The sequence below is a fragment of the Acidovorax sp. 69 genome, from assembly GCF_002797445.1.
Taxonomy (GTDB): domain Bacteria; phylum Pseudomonadota; class Gammaproteobacteria; order Burkholderiales; family Burkholderiaceae_C; genus Acidovorax.
The window spans coordinates 4,344,273-4,368,394 of sequence record NZ_PGEP01000001.1 but is presented as its reverse complement, the minus strand read 5'-3'; the positions used below and the strand labels follow the sequence as shown (position 1 = coordinate 4,368,394).

The following is a 24,122-nucleotide window of genomic DNA, read 5'->3' as shown; positions in this document are numbered from 1 at the left end:
TGTGTCCAACCTCACCCCACAAGGGCTTGTGTAACTCTATGATTTCAACCCGATTCGTGCTGACCGCTTTGGCATTGGCTGCTGCTCAGGCGGCGCTTGCTCAGGGCGCGCAGCCCCCCTCCGCCGAAACTGCCCAAGCGCCTGCAGCACGCGTTCAGGCGCCCACGCCGCCAACAGGCGCTGCTGCGGGGGCTGAGGCCGGTTCTGCCGTTGACCCCGCGCAACCCTCCGGCAGCACTGCGCCCAGCACCGCGCAGCCGCGCTACATACAAGGCAACGATCAGGTGTTGGCGCCCGCGCGGGCGGTGTCTCCTATCGAGGGTGCGCCGCTGTCTTTCAACTTTGAAGAGGCGCCTGTGGCGGAGGTGGCGCGCACGATTTTGGGAGATATTCTCAAAATGCCTTACGTGCTGCACCCTCCGCTCGCCGGCACCGTCACTTTATCCACGCGCACACCCATCCAGCCAGATCAGGCCGTGTTCCTCTTGGAGAGCGCGTTGCAGGCCAATGGACTCGCCATGGTGCGCGACGTGCGGGGTACGTACCACGTCGGCAAAGCCGATGCGCTTAAAAACATAGGCAGCGCCGTGCGTCAGTTCAACGGCAGCGGCGGTGCCCCACTCCCCCCGGGGTATGGGGCGATCGTGGTGCCATTGCGCTACATCGGTGCGGCCGAAATGGCCACCATCCTCAGGCCCCTGGCGCCTGCCGAAGCCATCGTGCGCGTAGACAATGTGCGCAATCTGCTGGTGCTCGCAGGCACCCGCAGCCAAGCCGAGGGCTGGCTGGACCTTGTTAACACCTTTGATGTGGACCTGCTCAAGGGGATGTCGGTGGGGTTGTTTCCGCTCAAGCACGCAACCATCAAGGAAGTCGAGGCGGCCCTGCGCCTGGTCAGCGGCTCGGCCCAGGCCTCGGGCGGTGCGTCAGGAGGGTCTTCCGTGGCAACAACGGCCGGTGCGGCTGCGGCGGGCGGGGCATCTGCCACCGCCATGCTGGGCGAGGGCAACCCCTTGTTCGGAGCGTTGCGAATCATGCCGGTCGAGCGTCTCAACAGCATCCTGGTAGTGACGCCTCGTGCCGCATATCTTGAAGAGGCGCGCAGGTGGATCGAAAAGCTCGATCAACCCAGCGACAATGGCGCCGAGGCGCAACTGTTCATCTACCGAGTGCAAAACGGCAATGCGCGGCATCTGGCCAGTGTGCTTTCCGGTATCTTTGGCTCTAGCCAAACCGGTGCGGCCACCGCCAACAGTGGCGTCTCTCCTGCATTGGGCACGGGCCTTGGTACATCACAAGGCCAATCGGCCTTTGGCAATACGGGGGGCTCAGGGTCTGCATTCGGGGGCAGCACGGGCAATACGGGCTACACAGCCAACCGCACCGGCTCGTCGTTGGGCGGCACAGGCGGTTTTGGCAACACCAACACCTCGCAGAACCGCACCAATCAATCGGCCACTGCCACCCAGGCAATGGTTGCGGCGAATGTGGGGGGGGTCCGCGTCATGGCCGACGAGCTCAATAATTCCATCCTGGTGTGGAGCACCCGTGCCGAATTCCAAAAGATCGAATCCACGCTCAAGCGGCTGGACCAGCCGCCTACGCAGGTGCTCATTGACGCGTCGATCATTGAAGTGACACTGAACGATAGTTTGCAATACGGCTTGCAATGGGCTTTTAGCGGCGGCACTTCAGGGGGAAACACCGGGGTGGGGCAGTTGTCCACTGGCACCAACAACGCCGCCAACAGTGGCAGCCTCAACGTGGCGGCTGGCAGTGGCTTTAGCTACTCGCTGATCAATTCGGCAAGCAAAGTCCGGGTCATCTTGAACGCCCTGGCAAGTCAGGATCTGCTCAAGGTCGTATCCAGCCCATCGCTGATGGTGCTGGACAACCACACCGCAACCATGGCCGTTGGCGACCAGATTCCTGTGCTGACCAGCACCACCGACTACATCAGCAACAGCAACGCCATCACCAGCACCGTGCAGTACCGTGATACAGGCGTTAGCCTGGCAGTCACCCCTTCTGTCAACGCAGGCAACCTGGTAACCATGCAGATCGACCAGAGCATGACCGACCAGTCAGCCAGCAGCGGAGCCAACAGCCAGCCCATTTTTCTGCAACGCCAGATCAGCAGCAAGGTGGCCGTACGCAGTGGCGAAACCATTGTTTTGGGCGGTCTGATCAAAGACAATCGCTCCGCAGGAAAAAGTGGCGTCCCCCTGTTGAAGGATGTGCCGCTGCTGGGCAGCCTGTTCAGCAATACCAACAACACCGGCAAACGCACCGAGCTGTTGGTGGTGATCAGTCCCCGGGTGGTTCGTACCGACCCTGAGATCCGTGAGGTGAGTGAGGATCTGCGTGACCGCCTGCGAGGTTTGAACATCATCGAGATGCGCGAGCGTTCCAATGTACGCCCGGCGCCCGCCACTCCCGCAGTGCAGTCCGTGAGCCCTCAATAGATTGCCTATCGAGCCATATGGCTGCCAAATCAATTGTAGATTGTTAATAGAAGGAAACCATCAAGATGAAGACTCTTACGTGGATTCGCCAGCACCAGCCCGTCTGGATGTCGGCCCTGGTTGTAACAGCCACTTTGGCGCTGGCCGGGTGTGCTACTTTCTCAGGGCCGCCCGAGCAGGTTGTGCAGCAGCGTGCAACCGAGTACTGGAAGGCGCGTGTCACGGGGAATTACGCCAAGGCCTATGCTCTGTCCACCCCCTCATATCGCAAGCTGCACACGATGGAGCAGTTTCGTATGCAGTTCGGAGATGGCGCATCCCTCAAGGGGGCGGAGCCCATCAATACCACCTGCGAGCCTGAAAAATGCACCGTTCGCATAAAAATCAGCGCTGCACCTGCCTTGGTGGGCATGAATTTGGGTACCATTGCAACCCACCTGAGTGAGACTTGGCTGTTGGAAGACGGCCAGTGGTGGCGCTACCAAGATCTGTAAGGGTTGAGGCGGCTCCCTTGCAGGCTAGGGGATAAGGTTTTGGTTATTCGGAACTGTTGTATTTGGTCAACAAACGCCAGCAGGCCCTCGTAATCAAGTTTAGTTCCCAGAAGCGCTGTGCTACGATTCTCTAGCGTAATCAATCGTGGTAGTTGCGCTTACCAACTTTTTTAACTGGAGTTCTTGTATGAAAAAAAATGTGATGGCCCTGAGCATTGCTGCCATGATTGGTGGCCTGGGCTTCGCGGGTGTTGCGTCGGCTGACGTGGTTGTTGGTACCGATGCCGGTCCTCAGACTGCAACTACCTATGCTGGCAAGATTATTGCTAAGCCAACGGCGACTGCTTTGGCGGTGACGGCTGGTGGCGTGGGCCATGCTCTGGTGGTGCCTTACTTCAATGCGCAAAACGGCAACATGACCGTGCTGCACATCACCAACACCGACCAAACCAACGGTAAGGTCGCCAAGGTGCGTTTCCGCTCCGCTTCCAACTCCGACGACCTGCTGGATTTCCAGGTTTTCCTGTCGCCTGGCGACGTGTGGACGGCTGCTGTGACGGCTGATGCCAATGGCTTGGCTCAAATCACCACAGCAGACAACACCTGCACGGTGCCTGCACTGACTACCCAGTCCTTCAACAACACCAGCAGCCGTCTGCCTGGCTACCTGACGGAAGTCCAGCGCACTGCGCTGACCCGCGAAGGTTATGTGGAAGTGTTCAACGTCGCTGACATCACGGCTCTGAAGGCCTTTGATGCAGCTGGCGCTCTGGCTGCTGCCGGTCCTAACCGCTCCGCTCTGTACACCGCTACCAAGCACGTGTCTGGCGTGGCACCTTGCTCTGTCGCAGGTTCTACTGCCCGTTCGGCTCTGAACGCAGCTGCTATCGCTGACTACACCACTGAAGCACAAATCGCTGCTGCTGGTCTGGACAGCCCCACCGGCGGTCTGATGGGTGACTGGTACATCATCAACGTGCCCCAAACCACCGTGTTCTCGGGTGCTGCAACCGCTATTGCTGCTACCGTTGGTGCTGGTGGCGTGAATGGCGTGGCTAACTTCCGCCACTTTGCGCAACTGGGCAATTCCCTGGTGACGCTCGGCGCTGACGGTGCAAACGGCGTGACGGCTGATCCTCTGTTCCGTACGCTTGGTGTTTACAACGCTGCTGGTACGAACGTGACCGCTGCAGCGCTGCCGATGCTCAACTACGATGCGCCAGATCTGTCTACGCCTTTCTTCAATGCTGCTACCAGCCCGAACGCTGTAGGCCAGGCTAAGGCCCTGCTGGCTGCGCTGGCTGTGAAGTCGGTGACTAACCAATACGCTCTGGACGCAAGCATCACTGCCAAGACGGACTGGGTGTTCTCCATGCCTGCTCGTCGTTACAACGTGGCCGCAAACTACGCTGCAGTGACTGGCACCAGCGGTGCAACGGGCGCAACGTCCAGCAATCCTGGCTATCGTTTGTTCACGGACATTAACAACGTTGGTACGGTTGCTGTCCCAGTTCCTGCTGGTGTTCAGACTGGCAACTACTTCTACACGGCAGGTGCGAATAACGTCGCTGCAGCTGGTGGCTTGTACAAGAGCGTGGGTAACACAACGGTGGATACCAATGGTAACATCTGCGTGTACGCCGATGGCCAGAAGTTCTTCGACCGTGAAGAAACCTCTGCCACTGCAGGTCCTGTGTTCTCGCCTGGTACCGCCAGCTCTGTTGCATTCTGCGGCGAAGTCAGCGTGCTGGCCTTCGCTGACACGGGCAACTCCGTGTTGGGCGCTTCGGTGGCTCGTAGCACCATCACTTCCGGCATCTACACGAACGGCTGGGGCGTGATCGACACGTCCAACGCTGCTCTGGGTCTGCCACTGCTGGGTAACTCCTTCGTCAAGCTGACCAACCCACAAGCGGGTGTTGGCGTGTCGGGTACCTACGGTATCTCCTGGCCACATCGCTACACGAAGTAATTCGTGGGCACTTAATCGCGGCAACGTGATCCAAAAAAGGCGGGGGGTTCCCCGCCTTTTTTTCATTTCATTTTTCCTTTTTATCCATGAAGCTCCTGACGACAACTTGCATCTCGCCGCTGCGCGGTATTGCCCTGGCTGCTGCTTTGCTCGCCTTTGGTTCGATGGCCCAGGCAGCGGGCCCTGTGCCCTTGACCCAGGGTGGAAAATTTGCCATCACCAGCAATGATCTGGAGGCGGATGCCTTGATGCGCATGCCCGCAGAAATGCGCCCCATGGTGCTGGGCAACAAGCAGAGCGTGAGCCAAGTGGCCATGAACATGTATGTGCGCCGTGCCCTGGGCCAGCAGGCCTTGCAGCAAGGACTGGACAAGGACCCGCAGGTGGCTGCCATGCTGCAACTGGCGCGCGACAAGGTCCTGTCTGACATGATGCTGGCGCGCATTGATCAGCAGGCAGCACCCAACGACGCTGCCGCCCTTGAAATGGCCCGCAGTGTCTACCGTGCGAAGCCTGAACGCTTCCAGGTGGGTGAGCAGGTGCAAGCGCGGCACATTCTCATTGCAGGGGTAACCCCGGAATCGCGTGCCAAAGCCGAAAAATTGCTGTCGGATATCAAGAAGGGCGGCGATTTCGCTAAGCTGGCAGAAGAGCACTCCACGGACAAAGGCAGTGCAGTTCGTGGCGGCGATCTGGGTTTGTTCCCAAAGGGCCGCATGGTGCCTGCCTTTGACGAGGCGGTCTTTGATCTCAAGAAAAAAGGCGACCTCAGCGGCGTGGTGGAAACCCAGTTTGGCTACCACATCATTCAGTTGGAAGACCGCAAGCCGCCAAGCACTCGCTCCTTCGACGAGGTGAAAGATGAGCTGCTCAAGGAAGTGCGCGCTAGCGTCACGCAAGATGCTCGTGTGAAGGCGGCACAAAAGCTGCAAGACGGTGTGGAGCCAAATGCCAAGGCAATTGAAGACTTTGCGGCAGGCTATGCCAAAGGAGCCGGTATTCCGGTGCCAATCGCCAAGTAATATGGGTAGTCGGCGGCTAGTCGCTTAACGCCTAGTCGCCTGAAGCCAAAGCCAAAGCCAGACGAGCCACGGTGGGCGGCTGTCCGCCTGCAACATCCTTCTCATGAACATTCTCTGGAGTGAAGCGCGCGCGCTGTGGCGTGCGCGCACATTGGTGTGGGTGCTGACGCGCCGGGAGGTGGCTTCACGCCACACCGGTACGGCGCTGGGCATTGTCTGGCCGTATCTGCAGCCACTGCTCACCGTGGCTGCGTACTATCTGGTGTTTGACGTGGTGTTTGGCATGCGCCTGGGCGAGCAGGCCCCTACAAGGGCCGTTGGCGCGTATCTGGTAGTCGGTGCCTTGCCTTGGATGGCTTTTTGCGATGCAGTGCAGCGTGGCATGACCAGCCTGATCGACGCTGGCAGCCTGTTGCACAAGAACCCTCTGCCACCTGTGCTGTTTACGTCACGCTCGGTGTTGGCCAGCTTCTCTATTTATGGCCCGTTGCTGCTGCTTGTAGCAGTGGCCTACATTCCTGCTCATGGACTGAAGCCTGCCATCCTGGCTCTGCTGCCTTTACTGCTGTTGCAAATGCTGTTGTGTATGGTGCTGGGTTACGCACTGGCCATACTGGCTGCGGCGCTGCGAGACGTTGCGCAGCTGGTGGGTTTTCTGCTCTCTGTGGGCATTTATCTGTCACCGATTCTGTTTCCCATTCAGCTCTTTCCCCAAGCCTGGCGCTGGGTACTATGGCTCAACCCGATGACGGGGCTGGTAATGGGATATCAGCAGGTGCTGCTGCAAGGTCAGTGGCCCCACTGGAGCGTATGGTGCGCAACGCTTGTATGGGTGTGTGCACTGTCAGTGGCACTGAACGCCTTGGTGGCCCGCAGCCGCGATCAATTGGTGGACTGGTTGTGAGCACCAAAAACTCCCCCAACACGCCAAGCGTTGCTCCTGACACGGTGCTGTCCGTGGCTGGCGTAGCTAAAGAATACAAGCTTTATCCCACCCCACGGGCCAGGCTGCGTGCGCTGTTGACGGGCAAGGCCACCCACCGCAGCCACTGGGCGCTGAGCGATGTGTCGTTTGAATTGCGGCGGGGCGAATGTATTGGTGTGATCGGTGACAACGGGGCAGGCAAAAGCACTTTGCTCAAACTGTTGGCGGGTACTTTGCAGCCCAGCCATGGGCGCATTGATCGCGTAGGACGGGTGACTGCCATTTTGGAGCTGGGTGCTGGCTTTCACCCCGACTTCAGTGGCCGCGACAATCTTTACTTCGCGGGCAGCCTGATTGGTATCAATCATGATGAGATGGCGCGCCTGGAGCCTGAAATCATCGATTTCTGCGAACTGGGTGAGGCGCTGGACCGGCCGGTAAAAACCTATTCGTCGGGCATGACCGTGCGCTTGGCTTTTGCCCTGGTGACGGCTGTGCAGCCCGACGTTTTGATCATCGACGAAGCGTTGGCCGTAGGAGATCAGAATTTTCAGAAAAAGTGTGTCGAGCGCATTACGGCATTTCGAAACAGTGGCTGCACCATTCTGTTCTGTTCACACAGTCCCTACCACATTCGCCATCTGTGCGACCGGGCGCTCTGGCTCAAAGGTGGCCGCGTAGCGCAGTTCGGCAATACCGAGGCGGTGCTTGCAGCCTACGACGTACACACCCGGGAACGCGAGTCCACCGCTGAAAGCAGTGCCGGTACAGAGCCCCCTGCGTTCACAATCGACAGCGCCACGGTGGCGCAACATAACGGCAACAACAGCACGGCTCCGCAGGCGCCGAGCGAGGGGGGCAGTGCCTGCATTCTGTCGGTGGACGTGGCGCATCTGGATGAGTCGGTAGCGGGCCAGCCGCCCGTGCTTCAGGGGCTCGACTTGGTGGTAACCATCCGCGCGCGCGGACGCGGTGCAGAGCGCCCGAACATTGGGTTCATGATCGAGCAGTCCAAGGGTGTCGGAATCACGTCGCTGGCGACGCATGAAGACGGTGCAGTGCCCGTGCAGCAAGACGATGGCACTTGGCAATCTGTCCTGACCTTTCCGGACCTGCCTCTGCACAGCGGCGACTATGTGATCAGCGCGTTCCTGTTCGATGAGACGGGTCTGGCGGTATATGACGAGTGGTTTCAGTTTTTGCACTTCCGCTTCATTTTTCCCAAGCCGCTGCCTGGTTTGGTGCGGCTGCCCCATCGCTGGAGTTGACGCCCCCAGACCCTCCCACAGACCCTCGGCTGACGCATTTGCGTACGGCGGGGCGGTCAACCAAGGCGTCAGGATGTCGCGCGTGAGTTGCGCTTGCCGTGCGCACCTGCCTTGCGCTCTTGAATCTGTCTCTTCCAGCGGCTCCCCGATAATCTGCGGTTTCTCGTGCATTTCAACACCATGACTGTTCTTCCAACATCAACCTCCACCCTTGGCCAACAACTGCTGCGAGAGGGGGGGGAGCTGCTGGCACGGGGCGACAGGGAGGCTGCAGCGCAAGTACTGGTGCGCGCGCGAGATGAGCGCGATGTGGTGCTGGCCGCCCACGCACTCATAGAGGCGAACGACCTGATCGGTTCTTTCAACAACGTCATGGGGCTGAACTGCACCATCTCTGAGCAAGACGACATTTTTGGCTTCTTTCGAAGTCACCACTCAAGCCGTAACCCATTGCGCGACTACCTCGCGGACGGCTGGAGAACCTTGTCGGAGCTGATGCTGCTGCTGGAGGCGGTGGACCAGCCACTATTCAGGACGCACAGCGTGTTGGAATTCGCCAGTGGCCATGGCCGGTTTACCCGGCACTTGGTCAAGGCCCTGGGTTCTTCGCGGGTCGTGGTGTCGGATGTGGTGCCGAATGCGGTGGAGTTTTCGCGCAACACGTTTGGTGTGGATGGTTTCTTGTCGACCAGCGTGCCAGAGAGTGTGCAATGGCCTGCCCGCTATGACCTGGTATTTGTGTTGTCTCTCTTCAGCCATTTGCCAAGCGCCACGTGGTCGCGTTGGCTCAAGGTGTTGTACGAAGCGGTGGCCCCTGGCGGGCTGCTGGTGTTCAGCACCCACGGTATCAAGGCGGCCGACTTTGATCATGTGACGCTGGACGAGGATGGCTATTTCTTTGCGGCTTCCAGTGAATCCACTGCCATCGACGAGCAGGAATACGGCACCACTTTCACCTCAGAGGCGTTCGTCCTGGCGCGCATCGCCGAAACAGTGGGGGCCGACAGGCTGGTGCACAAAGCGCCAGTGCATTTCTGGAACCACCAGGACGCTTACGTGCTGCGTAAACCGTGAGGGGAGCACTCGGGCGGAGCGTTGGCAGTGTGGCCAAGACGCCAAGACTGCTTGCAACACGGTACTGCGGCGGGAACGTAGGAAGCGATGGATCACAGTGCTATTCCTGGAGAAGCAATGAAGAATAATTGGTGGTTAAAGTTGCAGGAGCGGCTGTGGGGTATGGCTCCATGGGATGCACAGCGCATCAGTGACGAGTGGTTTCGGGCGCATTTCGATTACGCAGCCAACGTGGTCCACCAGTGGATGGGCGGCGCGCTCGATATGCGCACGGCAAGGCTGCTAAATTTTGGCTGCGGCGATGGCATTACCGATTTGTCTCTGGTGCTGCGCCATGGCGCTACCGCCATTCATGGCATCGATATTCGCAGGGAATACACCAAACTGCCGCGCATTGCCAGCGAGCAACTGGGCATGCGCCGTATCCCGGCTGCACTGACGTTTGAGACCATCGTGCCGGGCGCGCGCTTGTCGGATCGCCATTCGGGTGTCGATGGCATTATGAGCTGGTCTACTTTTGAACATGTGCAGCGCGACCAGTTGTTGCCGATCTTGCGGGATCTGCACGCCTGTTTGCGACCGGGGGGGGTGTTTTTCTTGCAGATCGAGCCGTTGTTCCATTCACCCTATGGTTCGCACCTGCGCCGCTATGACGAAGTGCCCTGGCACCATTTGCTCGTGCCCGAAGAGGTGCTGTGGTCCACCATCGAAGCCCACGAAGGGCCGATCAACGCGGAGGAAGTCGACTTTGGGTTTGCCGACTTTGGCGTAGACGGCTACAAACGCTTCGTTTTCAAGGAGTACCAACAGCTCAACCGCTTGACGGCGGATGAACTGGTGGATCTTGTGCGTCAGGCTGGTTTCGTAGTGGAGCAACAGGAGCGGCGCAGCGTAGACCTGCTGCCACCGCAGCAACTACGTGTGCAATACAGTGAGTCAGTGCTGCGCAATAATGAGATTTTTCTGCTGCTGCGCAAGAGTGCTTAGGAAGGCAAGCCGTTCACGAGGGCTTGCGTGCCATGACTACAAAGCCATGCGCGGGCTGGCCCTTTTGGGTACGCAGCACGGTGTTTTCGACTTCCACCACAAATCCGGCATCCCGGCACAGGCTCTCGACATGGCTGCGCTTGTGGACGTACCGTTCGGTAGACCGATTCAGGAAGAGGTCAGGTCCATCCTCTGGCCCACTTTCGCATGAGAAAAACAGTCTTCCACCTGGCACCAGGGTGCGCCATACTGCAGGAATGACTTTACTCAAGTCGCCCACATAAATGCAGACATCCAGTGCGACGACTACATCGTAGGAAGTAGCTTCAGCCTCGCTGAGTGCGTCGTGCAGGTCAGCAACGGTCAATGTGTCGTAAAGGTTGTAGCGGCGTGCCTGATCGAGCATTTTGGGGGATAGATCCACGCCCGCCAGGCGACCTTGTAGCCTGCCCAGTTGGGCCCCCAGCAGTCCTGTTCCGCAGCCTAGGTCGAGCAGGTTGAGCTTTCTGTCCGGATAAAAAGCGATGATCCTCTTGGCAATCTGCTGTGGCAACCTGTAGTTCAAGCCCTGGACCAGCTGGGCATCGAAAAAATGTGCAGCGTTGTCGAAAAGTTGCCGGTTGAGTTCGGTGGGTTGGTGTGCTGGAGTTTGTCCTTGTGCGCGCGCTTCGTAGTAGGCGTAGACGGGATTGGTGGGGTCCAGCGCTCGCAGATGGGCTGTCGCGAGAGCAGCTTCTTCCAGGCGCCCTGCAATCAAGAGCATGTGCATGCGCCCTTCGAGTGCTGCGCGATCCTCGGGCGAGTCTGCAATGAGCCCATCCCAGAGAGCAAGGGCCTCGTCATACTGCTCCATCTGACCCAGGGCGGAGGCGAGCAACAAACGCCACTTGGCGTCGGTGGGTTGCCGGGCCAGACCTTGCCGGATGCGGCGCACGGCAAGGGCGAAGTCACCCGTGAGTTGTGCCACGTCAATCGCACCATCCAGCACGACGCGGGTCTCGCTGTCAAGTTGAAGCGCTGTGGCGGCGTTCTCGCTCGCTTCTTCATACTGTCCCTGTCTCGCCTGCAACTGCGCCAGCACAACAATGCCGGGAGCCCAGTTGGGGGCGAGTGACAGCCCGGTTTGCATGAGTTGAAACGCTCCGGCCACATTGCCGGCTTTTTCTGACATGACCCCTGCCATCATGTATATGCGTGGGTCATTGGGGAACTGGGCTCGTGCTTGATTGAGCGCGTCGGCAGCTTGCGCAAGTTGGCCTTGTTCTATCAGCGTGCGGGCGGCCTCGATAAGCGGAAGGTTGGGGTCGGAAATACTGTTCATGGAGGTGATGGAAGTAATTTACTTTTGCAGCCAATTCTTGATTCGACGCTGCCAGTGCGCAGGAATGCGGCGGGCTGCAGTGCGCAGCAGAGGGAGCGAACGTAGGTAAGCGAGTGCGTTCAGTGCCTCAGAGCGTGCGGACGCGCCCTTGGGCGCCAGGTATTGGGCCAGCAACGCGGCAGCCAATGGTGGCTGCGCGTCTGCTTTGACCGACACGCCCAGCAAATAGTCGTGCTGGTAGGTCCAGGGCGTACGGCTATCAGGTGCAGGTTGGGCGACCGGGGGTGCTGGCGGCAAGCCAGGTACGAAATGCTCGGTGCGCAAGGCTGTGAAAAAGCGCACCCATTGCTTTCCTTCCTGGTCCCACGGGCAGACCCAGCTCCAAGGCCTGCCAACAACGCGTTCTGCAAATGCGCCGATATCCGGAACGGCCACCGGCAAGCTTGCCTGCAAAGCGGCGCTGAGCGTATAGCTGTAGGTTTCAGGCCAGAGGGCGGGGAACCAGACTATGTCGGGTTGCAGCCAAGCCAGCAGCCCCGGCAAGTCCTCGTCCTGGTAGGCGCCATGCACGGTGATCCGTGCGCGGGGCTGGGTTTGCAGGTGGCGGTACCCATAGCCCAGCAGATGGAACTCCACAGGCGCACCTGTTCGGGCGGCTTCCTGGGCCGCCGCTTCAAGCACATCAGCTCCCTTGATGGCACTGAGAGCGCCGAGGACCACCACTTTCAGTGGTGCGTCCGGGGCCAAATTTTTGGCCTGCGGCAGTGGCGTTCCCTCGCTGCCAGGCGTGGCCATGTCGGTGTGGGGAATAGCCCGCACACGCGCACTGGGGGCAAATGCAGCGATGCGCCGCGCGGTGTCTGCGCTGGGGGCGATAACCAGGCGAGCGCTTGTCAGAAAGTGACGGTTGCGGTGCCGCCAGTCCGCCACCGTGCCGTAGCCCATGGGGGCGGGGTCATGCGGGGAGCAACAAGCGCACTGCCCGGGGGAGGGTTCTCCCGCAAATCGGTTGTCGCTGCCCGTCAGGGAGATGTGAGCGCAATAGCTGTAGTAGTCGTGCGCGGTGAAGTCATAGTCCACCCCCAACTGTGCTGGCAGGTCCAGAACCAGCGGATCATGGCCAAGGATGTGGTGGTAGTGGATATGCCGCACGCCCAGGATATTGAGCACCTGAACGAGGTCTGGGAACTGGTCGGAGAGCCGGAACAAGAGTTCAAGGCCTTCATCCTTGCCAGCCAGTTCCAGGCGTACGCGCTGGTCTGGTGCGGGAGTGAGCGTGAGGAAAGTCGCCTGGTCACTCAAATGTTGCGCGAGTTCGCGCACATGGCGAAGTGTGCCGCCCGCACGGTCGTGCAGCACAGCCAGCACGACGGGGCGTTGAGCCTGCTGTATCCGTGCCATATCCAGCGCGAGCCGATATGGTTGCGCCGGATCTGCCTGAACAAAGGCCATGACCTCGCGCTCGTAGCGAGGGTGCAGGCGTCGCAGGGTTTCCATGGCGGCACGCTCGCGTGGGCTCTTGCTGTCGCCAAAACTCACGCCACCGGTGTGCAGCACGAAAGTGTCTAGCAGGTGCAGATTGCGCCATCCTGCCTCGGCTGCCCGCTGACAGAAATCGTTTTCTTCCCCATAGCCTTTGCCGAAGTTCTCGGTGTCAAAAAGGCCCACCTGGGCAAGGCAATCACGCCGGATGTACATGCAAAAACCTACGCCTGTGGGTATGTCCACCACCTCGCCAGGATTGGTTTGGGCGCACAGGGCATCCAGCCGTGCTGTGTCGTAGCCGGCAGGCAAACGGTTGTCCTTGCAAAATTGGGGATAGCTGCAGATGGTGGCGTTGTTTGAAAAAGGCGTGACCGACGCCACTTTGCTATCGCCATAGGCCGCACGGCGAATGCGGTCCAGCCAGTCGTTGGCCACCTCGGCGTCGCTGTTGAGCAGCAAAACGTCGTTGCTGTCGCTCAGCGCCATACCCCGGTTGACGGTGCCTACAAAACCCAGGTTTTCGGGGTTCTCCAGCAGGGTGATTCGGCTATCTTGTGCAGCACGCTCGCGCAGCCATCCTGTGACCTCAGGCTCGGGGCTGGCGTCGTTGATGACGATGAGGCGCCAGGCGCTCTGGTTGGCGCTGGCCAGCACGGATTCGACGCACAAGCGGGTGTCGGCCAGTCCTCGGTAAACGGGAACAATGATGTCTATCGGGTGCTGTGTTGGTGTGAGCGGTGTGGTCGTCCGGACAGGCTTGTTGTGTAGGGTTGCCTGCGGCCCACGGCCCAGCAACCGGTCGAGCCACATCTTGGTGTGAACAATGGGGCGGGTAGCGCGGAACACGGTAGAGGTTTCAATGTTGTGAAGGTGCTGGGCCAGTTCGTCGAGATCGGTTTTCAGGCGGGTCGCTTCTTGTTGCCAGATGGCACGCTGCCTGGATGCCGCCTGGTTGGCCTCTTCCAGCAACTGATTGCGGCTTTGGGTTGTGGCGAGATCCGTCTGCACTTGGTTCAACCTGCCGGCCATATCGCGGCCGGTGCTTTCCAGTTGGGCAATGTGATCGTGCAAGGGGAGCACTGTGCCAGACAGGGCCACGTAGTCTGCAGACATGGGCCAGCCCATCTCGACCTCCAGAGTGGCGCCTTCTGAAGCACTCTGTGACAGATCTGCGGGAGGGATGGGAAGTTCGAACCACGGTTCGTCGCCCGCGAGCAATAGCAGTGTGGCGCCGGATGCCGCTGGCATGGGCGCTTGCCAGACGATCTGGCTGTGGGGGGTCGACGCCAGAAGCGATCGCGAGTCGGAGGTGGAGGCCCATTGCCACAGCAGCTCGCCACGGGCGGTTCGCAATGCCAGCCGGAACAGGTGCACAAATCCTGGTCGGTCGGCGGGGTCCAGGCGCAATTGGGTGACCGGTACTTCAGAGTGGGGCAGTTCGAAGTGCAGGGTTTGGCGCTCCCGGCCAATGACCCCCGACGCGGTGAGCTTGTGGGCTTCATCGTAGTGGCCGTCGCGGCCTAGATATAGCTGGGTAGTGAACAGCGCTTGTGCTGGGCTTCTGGGAGGAGGGACCGGCGGCTCCAGGGCCCGCGTGGCTTCGCCTGTTGGATGCGCAACACAGATGAACTGATAGGTCAGTGCATCGGGCACACCCAGTAAATGCCTGGCCACGGAGGGGGGCAGGCGGTCAAAGGCGACATTGAACTCTGACTCGGGCAACTCGCGGGCAATGGTGTCGATGGAGTCCGGGGCCCAGCGGTGTTCTCCGAGAAAGCGTGCCAGCGACTTGCGTGTGAAGAAGCGCAGGTGTGTGCGATCCAGCAGGCCTTCTTCGCGGTAGAGGAATTCCCCTTCCAGCAATTCGGCAATGAGGCCGCTGTAGCCTGCATTGGGCACGGAAATGAGCAGTTTCCCACCAGGCAGGAGCAATTGGCGGCATGCCTCCAGCACCTGCTCGGGGCGGCTCAGGTGTTCCAGCACATCAGCGCAGACGATGAAGTCGTAGCGTTGGTCGGCAAAGGTGGCAACCAGATCGCATGACTCCAGGTTATCTACCACCAAGCGCCGGTAGTGGGGCCGCGCGTGGGTGGCTTCTGCTTCGCTCAGGGTGACACCGTCCAGCGTGCAGCCCTTTGCCTCTGACAGGTGTTGTCCGAGTGCGCCGCTGCCACAACCCAGGTCCAGCACGGTTGACCGGTTGTTCACCAAGCTCGCCAACACCGACAGTGAGGTGCGCTCACCCGGTGTGATGTGGCGCAGATATACGTGCAAATCTTCCATTGAATGCGTCATTCAGGGATTATGACGGCGGGGGCGGTGCATTTGTAACAGCGCACGGAGTCGAAACTGGGACAATGACGACTTGATGAACGCCTTTCTTTCCCCGTCGCGCAGTCTTGTGGTCTCCGTGGTCAGTCACGGCCATGGGCCATTGGTGCAGAACTTGTTGAACGATCTGGCTCGCCTGTCTGCTGTCACGATAGTGCGCGTGGTGCTGACGCAGAATCTGCCAGAGGCGGAGCCTGAGGCGCCTGCCACGGGGTGGCCGTTTGTATTACAAGTGGTTAGAAACAAAGTGCCCGTGGGGTTTGGTGCCAATCACAACCGCGCACTGGCCGGTGCGACAGAGCCCTTTGTTTGTGTGCTGAATCCGGATGTGGGTTTGAACGGGCAGGATCCGTTTGCCGCTTTGGCCCAGGCCGCCGGGCAACCGGGCGTGGGGTGTGCTTACCCGACCCAGCTGGATGAACGTGGCCATCTGCAAGACAGCGAGCGCGAATTGCCCACGCCCCGGGCGCTCTGGCGCCGTCGTTTTCTGGGGTGTCGCGAGACTCGGGTGGATTGGGTGAATGCTGCCTGTCTGGTATTGCCTCAGGCCGTGTGGCAAGCTGTCCGAGGATTTGACGAAGCGTATTTCATGTATTGCGAAGACGTAGATCTGTGCCTGCGTATACGACTTGCAGGTTGGGCGCTGGTTCGCGTACCCGTGCAGGTGGTGCATGTCGGTCAGCGCGCCAGTCACAGGCGCTGGCGCCATCTACAGTGGCATGTGCGCAGCCTTGTGCGGCTGTGGCGCTCACCGGTATACGGTCAAGCGTGCCTTCTGTTACGGGGCGGAGTGGCAGGCACAGGTACCATCGGGCGCTCATGATCTGGTTGTCTTTGGTGGCTTTTGTGGTGGCAGCGCTGGCGGCGGGGCTTGTCGTTCGCTGGATGAGTGCACATGCTTCTGTGTATGGCAGCAGCATGCCGCAGCGTTTTCACTTGGGAGATGTTCCTCGTTTGGGCGGGGCGGCTGTATTGCTGGGCTTGGGCTGCAGTTGGGGCCTGGGCATTCTCCAGTCTCTTCAGTGGGGGGACCCCGGCTCTCTCCGATTGGGTGGGTGGGTGGGTGGCTGGTTGGTGGTGCTTTTGCCGGCCGCTCTGGGGGAATTGCTGAGGACATGACCCAGCGCCTTTCTGTTCGCTACCGGCTGATTTTGACGGGTGCGTCGGGGGTTTTGGCCGTTGTGCTGCTCGATCTGACCCTGCCCCGTATGGGATGGCCCTGGCTTGACGGGGTGTTGGCCGCCGTTCCGTGGCTGGGTATTGCGGTGGTCGTGCTGGCCGTTGCGGGCCTGCCCCATGCCTTCAACATCATTGATGGTTACAACGGTCTGGCGGGCATGGTGGCCCTGATCGTCTGCCTGGCGCTGGCCCATGTGGCACTGCAAGTAGGGGATCGCGCACTGGCGGCACTGCTGGTGTCCACGGCTGCTGCCACGGGGGGGTTTTTGGTCTGGAACTACCCGCGCGGCATGCTGTTTGCTGGCGATGGTGGGGCTTATGTGTGGGGTGTGGTGATTGCCATGGCCAGCATTTCCCTGGTTCAGCGCAATGCGGACGTCTCGCCCTGGTTTCCCATGTTGCTGCTGATCTACCCGGTCTGGGAGACCATCTTTTCGATTTACCGCAAGGCGGTTCGTGGTGTGTCGCCCGGGGTGGCCGATGCGCTGCACTTTCACCAGCTGATTTACCGGCGCATCGTGCGGGGGGTTTTTCATGACGATGAGTCGCGCCGCGTACTGATGCGCAACAACCGCACGTCGCCCTACCTGTGGGGTTTTACGCTGCTGACGGTGGTGCCCGCCGTGCTGTTCTGGAACAACACGCTTTTGCTCATGGCGTTTTGTGGCCTGTTTGTGATCAGCTATGTAATGGCCTACCTGGCCATCGTGCGCTTCAAGGTTCCGCATTGGCTTCGTCACTGACACTGTCTTGTGTCTGCGTGCCTTGCGAATGCGGCACAATTTGCGCCTCATTGTTTTCTCCGGATGGCCCGCCTCCATGACCGACCTTCTTTCGATTGCTCCGCGCGACAAGGCTGAAATCCTGGCCCAGGCGCTGCCCTACATCCGCAAGTTCCATGGCAAGACCATGGTCATCAAGTACGGCGGCAACGCCATGACCGACCCGGCCCTGCAGGCCGACTTTGCCGAAGACGTGGTGCTGCTCAAGCTGGTGGGCATGAACCCTGTGGTGGTGCACGGCGGTGGCCCGCAGATCGAGACCGCGCTGAATCGCCTGGGCAAGAAGGGCGAGTTCATCCAGGGCATGCGTGTGACCGATGCCGAGACCATGGAGGTCGTCGAATGGGTGTTGGCGGGTGAAGTGCAGCAGGACATCGTGGGCCTGATCAACCAGGCCGGTGGCAAGGCCGTGGGGCTGACCGGGCGCGATGGCGGGATGATCCGCGCGCAAAAACTCAAGATGGTGGACAACAAGGACCCGAGCATTGAGCACGATGTGGGCCAGGTGGGGGACATTGTCTCTATCGACCCCAGCGTGGTGAAGGCCCTGCAGGACGATGCCTTCATCCCCGTCATCAGCCCCATCGGATTTGGTGAGAACAACGAAAGCTACAACATCAACGCCGATGTCGTGGCGAGCAAGCTGGCCACGGTGCTGCAGGCCGAAAAACTGATGCTGCTGACGAACACGCCCGGCGTGCTGGACAAGGCGGGCAATCTGCTCACTGACCTCACGGCCCGTCGCATCGAAGAACTGTTTGCCGACGGGACCATCTCGGGCGGCATGCTGCCCAAGATCGCGGGAGCGCTGGACGCCGCCAAGGCGGGGGTCAATGCCGTTCACATCATTGATGGCCGCGTGCCTCACGCCATGCTGCTGGAGATCCTGACGGACCAGGCTTACGGCACCATGATTCGGTCGCACTGACACCTTTTTCCGCTGTACGCCATGCGCCTGCTTTTGGTCGAAGACGATGTGATGGTGGCCAGTGGCATCAAGCTGGGGCTCACCGATGCGGGTTATGCGGTGGATTGGGTGGGCAGCGGCGAGCGCGCCGAAGAAGTGTTGCGCACCGAGTCTTTTGATGCGGCCATCATCGATATTGGTCTGCCCGCCATGGATGGCCTGGAGCTGACTCGCCGTCTGCGCCGCCCCGACATGGCCAGCCCCTCCATGCCGGTGCTTATCCTGACCGCTCGGGATGCCCTGCACGATCGGGTGCAGGGGCTGGACCTGGGGGCGGATGACTATATGGTCAAGCCGTTCGAGCTGCCGGAGTTGTTGGCGCGTTTGCGGGCGCTGCTGCGCCGCTCGCAGGCTGCGACGACGGCGGTGCTGAGCTTTGGCCCGCTGGAGCTGGACACGGCAGGCCGCCGCGCGAGCATTCGTGCTGCGGATGGAGAGCAGGTCATCGAACTGGGTCCCCGCGAGTGGACGGTGCTGGAGTACCTGCTCATCAACGCCCCCAAGCCCGCCAGCAAAGACAAGCTGCTGCAGGCGCTGACCGGTTGGGACAAGGAGATCACGCCCAACGCGGTCGAGGTCTATGTCTCCCGCCTGCGTGGCAAGCTGGAGCCCCATGGCGTGGCGCTGCGATCCATCCGTGGCTTTGGTTACCGGCTGGAGCTTCAGTCCCCCTGAGCGGGACTCCTCCTTTCTCATCGCCCTGCCATGCTGTTCCGGAAAAACGCCACCCAGCGCCCCGGCTTGCGGGCCATGACCTCTGACCTGCGCACGCGGCTGCTCCTGATGCTGGTGCTGCCGCTGTGCTTGCTGGTGCTGGTGGGGGTCTGGATGGATTACCGCTCGGCCGACGAGGCGGCGGGCCAGCATGACCAGCGCCTCGTGCGGATGCTGCCCGCGCTGGCTGATTCGGTATTGGCCCCGCCCATTCACGACAACGACCCACCGCTGTTGTTGCTGGCGCCGCCGATCGAGGATTTTTTGCGCCAGAACGCGGGCTTTTCTGCCTACAGCGTGCGCGATACCTCGGGACGCCTGCTGCTGGGAGAGGCCTGGGTGCATGGCACGGTGCCCGCCACGCAAGCCCCGGAGTTCCACAGCGTGGAGTTTGGCGGCGTGACCTACCGGGTGGCTGTGCAGCGGGGGCGCACCGGAGCGGGTGAGTTGGTGGTGGCGCTGGCCGACGGGTCCGACCCGCGCCAGAAATGGGCCCAGCAACTGCTGCTCAGGGTGCTATTGCCCAACCTGGTATTGCTGATTGCCGCAGGATTTGCCATTCACTGGGCGGTGCGCCAGGCCTTCAAGCCCTTGGTGGGCCTGGCCGAAGCGGTGGAGCGCCGCTCGCCGCGCGATCTGAGTCCCATTGACGAAGCCGCATCGCCCGACGAGGTGCGCCCGCTGGTGCACTCCCTCAACCGCCTGTTTGCGCTGGTCAATGCACAAGCCGAGGGGCAGCGCCGCTTTGTGGCCGACGCCGCACACCAACTGCGCACCCCGCTGGCAGGTCTGCAGGCGCAGGTCGAGGCCTGGGCGATGATGGCCAAGGCGGCTGCACCGCCACGCACCTCTTTCCCTGATTTCGACCGAAAAATGCCGCTAGCGCACGAAGATCGTGCGCAGGGTGCTATTGTTTTGGGAGTGGATCAGATTGAGAAACTGCGCAATGCCACGCGCCGCACTTCGCAACTGGCGCACCAGCTTCTGGCGCTGTCGCGTGCCGATGCGCGCAGCCTGGATGCCCAACCACCGCAGCGGGTGGATCTCAAGGACCTCTGCGAGTCGCTGCTGGAGACCTTTCTGGATGCAGCCACCGGCAAGGGTCTGGATCTGGGGCTCGACGTGCAGCTGGTGCATGTCACCGGCCATGGTTGGCTGTTGCGTGAACTGCTGTCCAACCTGGTGGACAACGCCATCAAATACACCCCACCGGGCGGCGTGGTCACCATTCGCTGCGGCTTGCGCCAGGGTCGGGCGGGGCCGCCACGTGCGTATGTCGAGGTGGAGGACGATGGCCCCGGCGTGCCTGATTCGGAGCGGGGCCGCGTGCTCCAGCGGTTTTATCGCGTACCCGGTGCTGGCGGCGAGGGCACGGGCCTGGGCCTGGCCATCGCCGATGAAATCGCACGCGTGCACCGGGCTGCACTCAAGCTCGGAACGGGCCCGCAGGGGCGTGGGCTGCTGGTCACCGTGGTGTTTCCGCTGTAACGCCGGGCCTGCGTCTGGCCGCAGCGGTCAGGCCCGGAACCCTGTGCGAGAATCATTTCCATACACGACTGACCTGTGCAAACAAGGGGGCGGCGCAAGCGGGCGCCCCAGAGCCGGTGGCCTGCTTGCACCGGTGGCGCGCACTCCGTGATGATCCATGCCCTGCCGCAGACCAGCGCATGCCCAGCCGGCATGTCGGGGGCGCGGGGCCCTACCAGAGCTTCTGTCCCGCATGTCCGAACTTTCGCCCATTCCCGAGCCTGCCACTACCGACGATGCGGGTGATACCCCGGTTGCGCGCAAGCGGCCCAAGCCCGGAGAGCGGCGCGAGCAAATCCTGCAGGCGTTGGCCTCCATGCTGGAGCAACCCGGGGCCGAGCGCATCACCACGGCCGCGCTGGCGGCGCGCCTGGCCGTCAGCGAGGCCGCCCTGTACCGCCATTTCGCCAGCAAGGCGCAGATGTTTGAAGGTCTGATTGACTTCATCGAGCAGACCGTCTTCACCCTGGTGACCCAGATCACCGGGCGCGATGTGCCCGGCCCCGAGCAGAGCCCTGACGTGGGGGCGCGCCAGGCAGCGCGCATCGTGGCGTTGCTGTTGCAGTTTGGCGAACGCAACCCTGGCATGGTGCGCGTGATGGTGGGTGACGCCCTCGTGTTTGAACATGAACGCCTGCAGCAACGCATGAACCAGTTTTTCGACCGCATCGAATCCACCCTGCGCCAGTGCCTGCGCTCGGCGGCGATTGGGTCGGACACCCCCACGGTCGATGCCCAGGTGGCCGCCAGTGTGTTGACCGCTTTTGCTTTAGGGCGCCTGCAGCGTTATGCCCGTTCAGGCTTCAAGCGACTGCCCTCTGAGCACCTGGAAGCCAGTCTGGCGCTGATCCTGTAATTGGTGGCAAAGCCGCCGCCTATGGCGGGTGGACCGGTGGGTGGTGAGGGCGGTGGTGGCAGACGGTGGTGGCAGACGGTGGTGGCAGACGGTGGCGCCACTGCAACAGGTGATTTGGGTGGGCCTCCCTATTTTTTCCGGGGGTTTGGGTCCCGCAGTGAATTTGCTGCAAAATAGAACGAACGTTCGTTTTTATTTACACCCATGCCCGCCATCCCTGAATCCCGCCAGGTCACCCGCATTCCGCGCGCTCGCAGCGGTACCGGGCGCGCCTTGCAAAAAGGTCAGCAAACCAAGGCGGCCATTGTGGAAGCCGCATTGGGGCTGGCGACACACATCGGGCTCGAAGGCCTGTCCATCGGGGCGCTGGCCGATGTCACGGGCATGAGCAAATCGGGCGTGTTTGCCCACTTTGGCTCGCGTGAAGAACTGCAGATTTCCGTCATCCGCGAATACCACACGCGTTTTGAGCAAGAGGTCTTCTACCCCGCCATGTCCGCTGCGCGCGGCGTGGGGCGTCTTTCTGCGCTGTTCGACAACTGGATGAAGCGCACCTCCATTGAAATCGACTCGGGCTGCATCTACATCAGCGGCGCAGTCGAGTTCGATGACCGCACCGGCCCCGTGCGCGATGCGCTGGCCAGTTCGGTGCTGACCTGGCACGCCGCCATGCGCCGCGCCATCGAGCAGTGCAAGGTCCTGGGCGAGTTGCGCGCCGACACCGATGCCGAGCAGATGCTCTTCGAGATCCACGGTCTCATCCTCGCGCTGCACTATGAAGCGCGGTTCCTGCAGACCCCTGGCTCCATGGGCCGGGCTGTGCAGGGCTTTCACAACACCGTGGCGCGCTACAGCGCCGAGCCGTCGGCCGAAGCCGCGCCCGCAGCCCCTGCTGCCGCCAAGCGCCGCAAAGTTTCCAACCAAACCACCACCTCCAAGGAGTAAACCCCATGCCTATCTACACGCCGCCCCTGCGCGACATGCAATTCGTCATGCACGAAGTGCTCAAGGTCAGCGATGAATTCAAGGCCATGCCGCCCTATGCCGAGGTGGATGTGGACACGATCAACGCGGTGATCGAAGAAGCCGGCAAGTTCGCCGCCGAAGTGACCTTCCCGCTCAACATCAGCGGCGACACCGAAGGCTGCGTGCTCGATAAGGCCACCCACGAAGTGAAGCCCCCGTCGGGCTTCAAGGATGCCTATGCCAAGTACGTCGAAGGCGGCTGGGCAGCACTCTCCTGCGACCCCGCTTACGGCGGCCAGGGCCTGCCCTTCGTGCTGAACCAGTGCCTGTACGAAATGATGAACTCGGCCAACCAGGCCTGGACCATGTACCCCGGCCTGTCGCACGGCGCGTATGAAGCCCTGCATGCGCACGGCACCGACGAGCAAAAGAAGGTGTACCTGCCCAAGCTCACCAGCGGCGAGTGGACCGGCACCATGTGCCTGACCGAACCCCACTGCGGTACCGATCTGGGCATGCTGCGCACCAAGGCCGAGCCGCAGGCTGACGGCACTTACAAGATCACCGGCAACAAAATCTTCATCAGCGCTGGCGAGCACGACATGACCGCCAACATCGTGCACCTGGTGCTGGCCCGCCTGCCCGATGCGCCCAAGGGCAGCAAAGGCATCAGCCTGTTCGTCGTGCCCAAGTTCAACGTCAATGCTGACGGCTCGCTGGGCGAGCGCAACCCGATCTTCTGCACGGGCCTGGAGCACAAGATGGGCATCCATGGCAATGCCACGGCGCAGATCGCCATCGATGGCGCTACCGGCACCCTGGTGGGCCAGCCCAACAAGGGCCTGGCGGCCATGTTCGTGATGATGAACGCCGCCCGCCTGGGCGTGGGCAACCAGTCGCTGGGTCTGACGGAAGTGGCCTACCAGAACGCACTGGCCTACGCCAAGGACCGCATCCAGATGCGCTCGCTGAGCGGCACCAAGGCCAAGGACAAGGACGCCGACCCGATCATCGTGCACCCCGACGTGCGCAAGATGTTGCTCACCGCCAAGGCCTATGCCGAAGGTGGCCGCGCGCTGCAAATCTTCTGCACGCTGCTGCTCGATAAGGTGCACAGCCACCCCGATGAAAAGGTGCGCAAGGACTCCGAAGAACTGGTGGCCCTGCTCACGCCCATCGTCAAGGCTTTCATCACCGACAACGGCCACATCAGCACCAACGCGTGTATGCAGGTCTTCGGCGGCCATGGCTTCATCAAGGAATGGGGCATGGAGCAGTACGTGCGCGACAACCGCATCAACATGATCTATGAAGGCACCAACACCATCCAGTCGCTGGACCTGCTGGGCCGCAAGGTGCTGGGCAACCAAGGCGCCACGCTCAAGAAGCTGGGCAAACTGATTGGCCAGCTGGTGGAAGAAGAAGGCGTGAACGAGAAGATGGCCGAGTTCATCAACCCCGTCGCCATGCTGGGTGACCAGATGACCAAGTTCACCACCGAAATCGGCTTCAAGGGCATGCAAAACCCCGACGAAGTGGGCGCTGCCGCCGTGGACTACCTGCGCGTGGCGGGCCACTTGGTGTTCGGCTACCTGTTTGCCCGCATGGCCCAGGTGGCACTGCGCGAGATCGCCGCTGGCAATACCGACCCGTTCTATGGCGCCAAGCTGCAGACGGCACGCTTCTACTTCGCCAAGCTGTTCCCCGAAACCGCCACGCTGATGCGCACGGCCCGTGCTGGCAGCAAGGTGCTGATGGACACCGATTTGGCCCTGGCCTGATCGGTG

General features: G+C 61.2%; 17 protein-coding genes and 1 pseudogene. 16 read left to right on the top strand and 2 right to left on the bottom strand.

The window, feature by feature from the left end:
* Nucleotides 1–38 precede the first annotated feature (38 nt).
* The 8 genes from gspD to CLU85_RS19975 all read left to right on the top strand — a co-directional run bounded on the left by gspD (nt 39) and on the right by CLU85_RS19975 (nt 10,207).
* Entirely contained in the window at nt 39–2,465 is a 2,427-nt protein-coding gene (gene gspD, locus CLU85_RS20010; RefSeq protein ID WP_100411809.1) for a type II secretion system secretin GspD, read from the top strand.
* 65 nt (nt 2,466–2,530) lie between these two features.
* Nucleotides 2,531–2,959 (top strand): hypothetical protein, encoded by a 429-nt coding sequence (locus CLU85_RS20005; protein ID WP_100411808.1) that lies wholly within the window; start codon nt 2,531–2,533, stop codon nt 2,957–2,959.
* A 187-nt stretch (nt 2,960–3,146) separates the two neighbouring features.
* Nucleotides 3,147–4,931 (top strand): cell surface protein, encoded by a 1,785-nt coding sequence (locus CLU85_RS20000; protein WP_100411807.1) that lies wholly within the window; start codon nt 3,147–3,149, stop codon nt 4,929–4,931.
* An 86-nt stretch (nt 4,932–5,017) separates the two neighbouring features.
* Nucleotides 5,018–5,953, top strand: a complete 936-nt coding sequence (locus CLU85_RS19995) for a peptidylprolyl isomerase (RefSeq protein WP_100411806.1) — start codon at nt 5,018–5,020, stop codon at nt 5,951–5,953.
* Nucleotides 5,954–6,056: 103 nt separating this feature from the next.
* Nucleotides 6,057–6,857: an ABC transporter permease gene (locus CLU85_RS19990; RefSeq protein ID WP_100411805.1), complete on the top strand. Its 801-nt coding sequence runs from the start codon at nt 6,057–6,059 to the stop codon at nt 6,855–6,857.
* A complete protein-coding gene (locus tag CLU85_RS19985) occupies nt 6,854–8,146 on the top strand; it encodes an ABC transporter ATP-binding protein (protein ID WP_369858323.1) in 1,293 nt (430 codons plus the stop codon). The genes CLU85_RS19990 and CLU85_RS19985 overlap by 4 nt, the downstream gene beginning before the upstream one ends.
* 180 nt (nt 8,147–8,326) lie before the next feature.
* The gene (locus tag CLU85_RS19980) at nt 8,327–9,220 is read left to right on the top strand and encodes a class I SAM-dependent methyltransferase (protein ID WP_100411803.1); all 894 of its coding nucleotides are present in this window, start codon (nt 8,327–8,329) and stop codon (nt 9,218–9,220) included.
* Nucleotides 9,221–9,307: 87 nt separating this feature from the next.
* Nucleotides 9,308–10,207 carry a bifunctional 2-polyprenyl-6-hydroxyphenol methylase/3-demethylubiquinol 3-O-methyltransferase UbiG gene (locus CLU85_RS19975; RefSeq protein WP_232727877.1) on the top strand — a complete coding sequence of 300 codons (900 nt, stop codon included), beginning with the start codon at nt 9,308–9,310 and terminating at the stop codon, nt 10,205–10,207.
* A 13-nt stretch (nt 10,208–10,220) separates the two neighbouring features.
* Here CLU85_RS19975 and CLU85_RS19970 read toward each other — a convergent pair whose 3' ends face one another.
* On the bottom strand, nt 10,221–11,528 hold the full coding sequence (locus CLU85_RS19970) for a tetratricopeptide repeat protein (protein WP_100411801.1): 1,308 nt from the start codon (nt 11,526–11,528) through the stop codon (nt 10,221–10,223).
* 18 nt (nt 11,529–11,546) lie between these two features.
* Nucleotides 11,547–15,308, bottom strand: coding sequence for a methyltransferase domain-containing protein (locus CLU85_RS19965; RefSeq protein ID WP_100411800.1), 3,762 nt, complete (start codon nt 15,306–15,308; stop codon nt 11,547–11,549).
* A 73-nt stretch (nt 15,309–15,381) separates the two neighbouring features.
* Between CLU85_RS19965 and CLU85_RS19960 the strand changes: the two genes are divergently transcribed.
* The 8 genes and pseudogenes from CLU85_RS19960 to CLU85_RS19925 all read left to right on the top strand — a co-directional run bounded on the left by CLU85_RS19960 (nt 15,382) and on the right by CLU85_RS19925 (nt 24,116).
* Nucleotides 15,382–16,167: a glycosyltransferase gene (locus CLU85_RS19960; RefSeq protein ID WP_100411799.1), complete on the top strand. Its 786-nt coding sequence runs from the start codon at nt 15,382–15,384 to the stop codon at nt 16,165–16,167.
* Nucleotides 16,164–17,266: pseudogene (locus CLU85_RS19955) on the top strand (glycosyltransferase). Before CLU85_RS19960 ends, CLU85_RS19955 begins: the two are co-directional and overlap by 4 nt.
* Before the next feature lie 76 nt (nt 17,267–17,342).
* Entirely contained in the window at nt 17,343–18,233 is an 891-nt protein-coding gene (gene argB, locus CLU85_RS19950; RefSeq protein WP_100411798.1) for an acetylglutamate kinase, read from the top strand.
* A 21-nt stretch (nt 18,234–18,254) separates the two neighbouring features.
* The gene (locus tag CLU85_RS19945) at nt 18,255–18,947 is read left to right on the top strand and encodes a response regulator transcription factor (RefSeq protein ID WP_100411797.1); all 693 of its coding nucleotides are present in this window, start codon (nt 18,255–18,257) and stop codon (nt 18,945–18,947) included.
* A 75-nt stretch (nt 18,948–19,022) separates the two neighbouring features.
* Nucleotides 19,023–20,474 carry a sensor histidine kinase gene (locus CLU85_RS19940; protein WP_100412663.1) on the top strand — a complete coding sequence of 484 codons (1,452 nt, stop codon included), beginning with the start codon at nt 19,023–19,025 and terminating at the stop codon, nt 20,472–20,474.
* Between the two features lie 232 nt (nt 20,475–20,706).
* Nucleotides 20,707–21,369, top strand: coding sequence for a nucleoid occlusion factor SlmA (gene slmA, locus CLU85_RS19935; RefSeq protein ID WP_100411796.1), 663 nt, complete (start codon nt 20,707–20,709; stop codon nt 21,367–21,369).
* 204 nt (nt 21,370–21,573) lie between these two features.
* Nucleotides 21,574–22,314 (top strand): TetR/AcrR family transcriptional regulator, encoded by a 741-nt coding sequence (locus CLU85_RS19930; RefSeq protein WP_100411795.1) that lies wholly within the window; start codon nt 21,574–21,576, stop codon nt 22,312–22,314.
* A 5-nt stretch (nt 22,315–22,319) separates the two neighbouring features.
* Nucleotides 22,320–24,116 (top strand): acyl-CoA dehydrogenase C-terminal domain-containing protein, encoded by a 1,797-nt coding sequence (locus CLU85_RS19925; RefSeq protein ID WP_100411794.1) that lies wholly within the window; start codon nt 22,320–22,322, stop codon nt 24,114–24,116.
* Nucleotides 24,117–24,122 lie beyond the last annotated feature (6 nt).

What these genes read in the sequence shown, in the direction of transcription:
- slmA (WP_100411796.1), top strand. Translation starts at nt 20,707, where the DNA reads ATGTCCGAACTTTCGCCCATTCCCGAGCCTGCCACTACCGACGATGCG.
- CLU85_RS20000 (WP_100411807.1), top strand. Translation starts at nt 3,147, where the DNA reads ATGAAAAAAAATGTGATGGCCCTGAGCATTGCTGCCATGATTGGTGGC.
- CLU85_RS19925 (WP_100411794.1), top strand. Translation starts at nt 22,320, where the DNA reads ATGCCTATCTACACGCCGCCCCTGCGCGACATGCAATTCGTCATGCAC.
- CLU85_RS19990 (WP_100411805.1), top strand. Translation starts at nt 6,057, where the DNA reads ATGAACATTCTCTGGAGTGAAGCGCGCGCGCTGTGGCGTGCGCGCACA.
- CLU85_RS19940 (WP_100412663.1), top strand. Translation starts at nt 19,023, where the DNA reads ATGACCTCTGACCTGCGCACGCGGCTGCTCCTGATGCTGGTGCTGCCG.
- CLU85_RS20005 (WP_100411808.1), top strand. Translation starts at nt 2,531, where the DNA reads ATGAAGACTCTTACGTGGATTCGCCAGCACCAGCCCGTCTGGATGTCG.
- CLU85_RS19930 (WP_100411795.1), top strand. Translation starts at nt 21,574, where the DNA reads ATGCCCGCCATCCCTGAATCCCGCCAGGTCACCCGCATTCCGCGCGCT.
- argB (WP_100411798.1), top strand. Translation starts at nt 17,343, where the DNA reads ATGACCGACCTTCTTTCGATTGCTCCGCGCGACAAGGCTGAAATCCTG.
- CLU85_RS19970 (WP_100411801.1), bottom strand. Translation starts at nt 11,528, where the DNA reads ATGAACAGTATTTCCGACCCCAACCTTCCGCTTATCGAGGCCGCCCGC.
- CLU85_RS19960 (WP_100411799.1), top strand. Translation starts at nt 15,382, where the DNA reads ATGAACGCCTTTCTTTCCCCGTCGCGCAGTCTTGTGGTCTCCGTGGTC.
- CLU85_RS19945 (WP_100411797.1), top strand. Translation starts at nt 18,255, where the DNA reads ATGCGCCTGCTTTTGGTCGAAGACGATGTGATGGTGGCCAGTGGCATC.
- CLU85_RS19980 (WP_100411803.1), top strand. Translation starts at nt 8,327, where the DNA reads ATGACTGTTCTTCCAACATCAACCTCCACCCTTGGCCAACAACTGCTG.
- CLU85_RS19965 (WP_100411800.1), bottom strand. Translation starts at nt 15,308, where the DNA reads ATGACGCATTCAATGGAAGATTTGCACGTATATCTGCGCCACATCACA.
- CLU85_RS19995 (WP_100411806.1), top strand. Translation starts at nt 5,018, where the DNA reads ATGAAGCTCCTGACGACAACTTGCATCTCGCCGCTGCGCGGTATTGCC.
- CLU85_RS19975 (WP_232727877.1), top strand. Translation starts at nt 9,308, where the DNA reads ATGGATCACAGTGCTATTCCTGGAGAAGCAATGAAGAATAATTGGTGG.
- gspD (WP_100411809.1), top strand. Translation starts at nt 39, where the DNA reads ATGATTTCAACCCGATTCGTGCTGACCGCTTTGGCATTGGCTGCTGCT.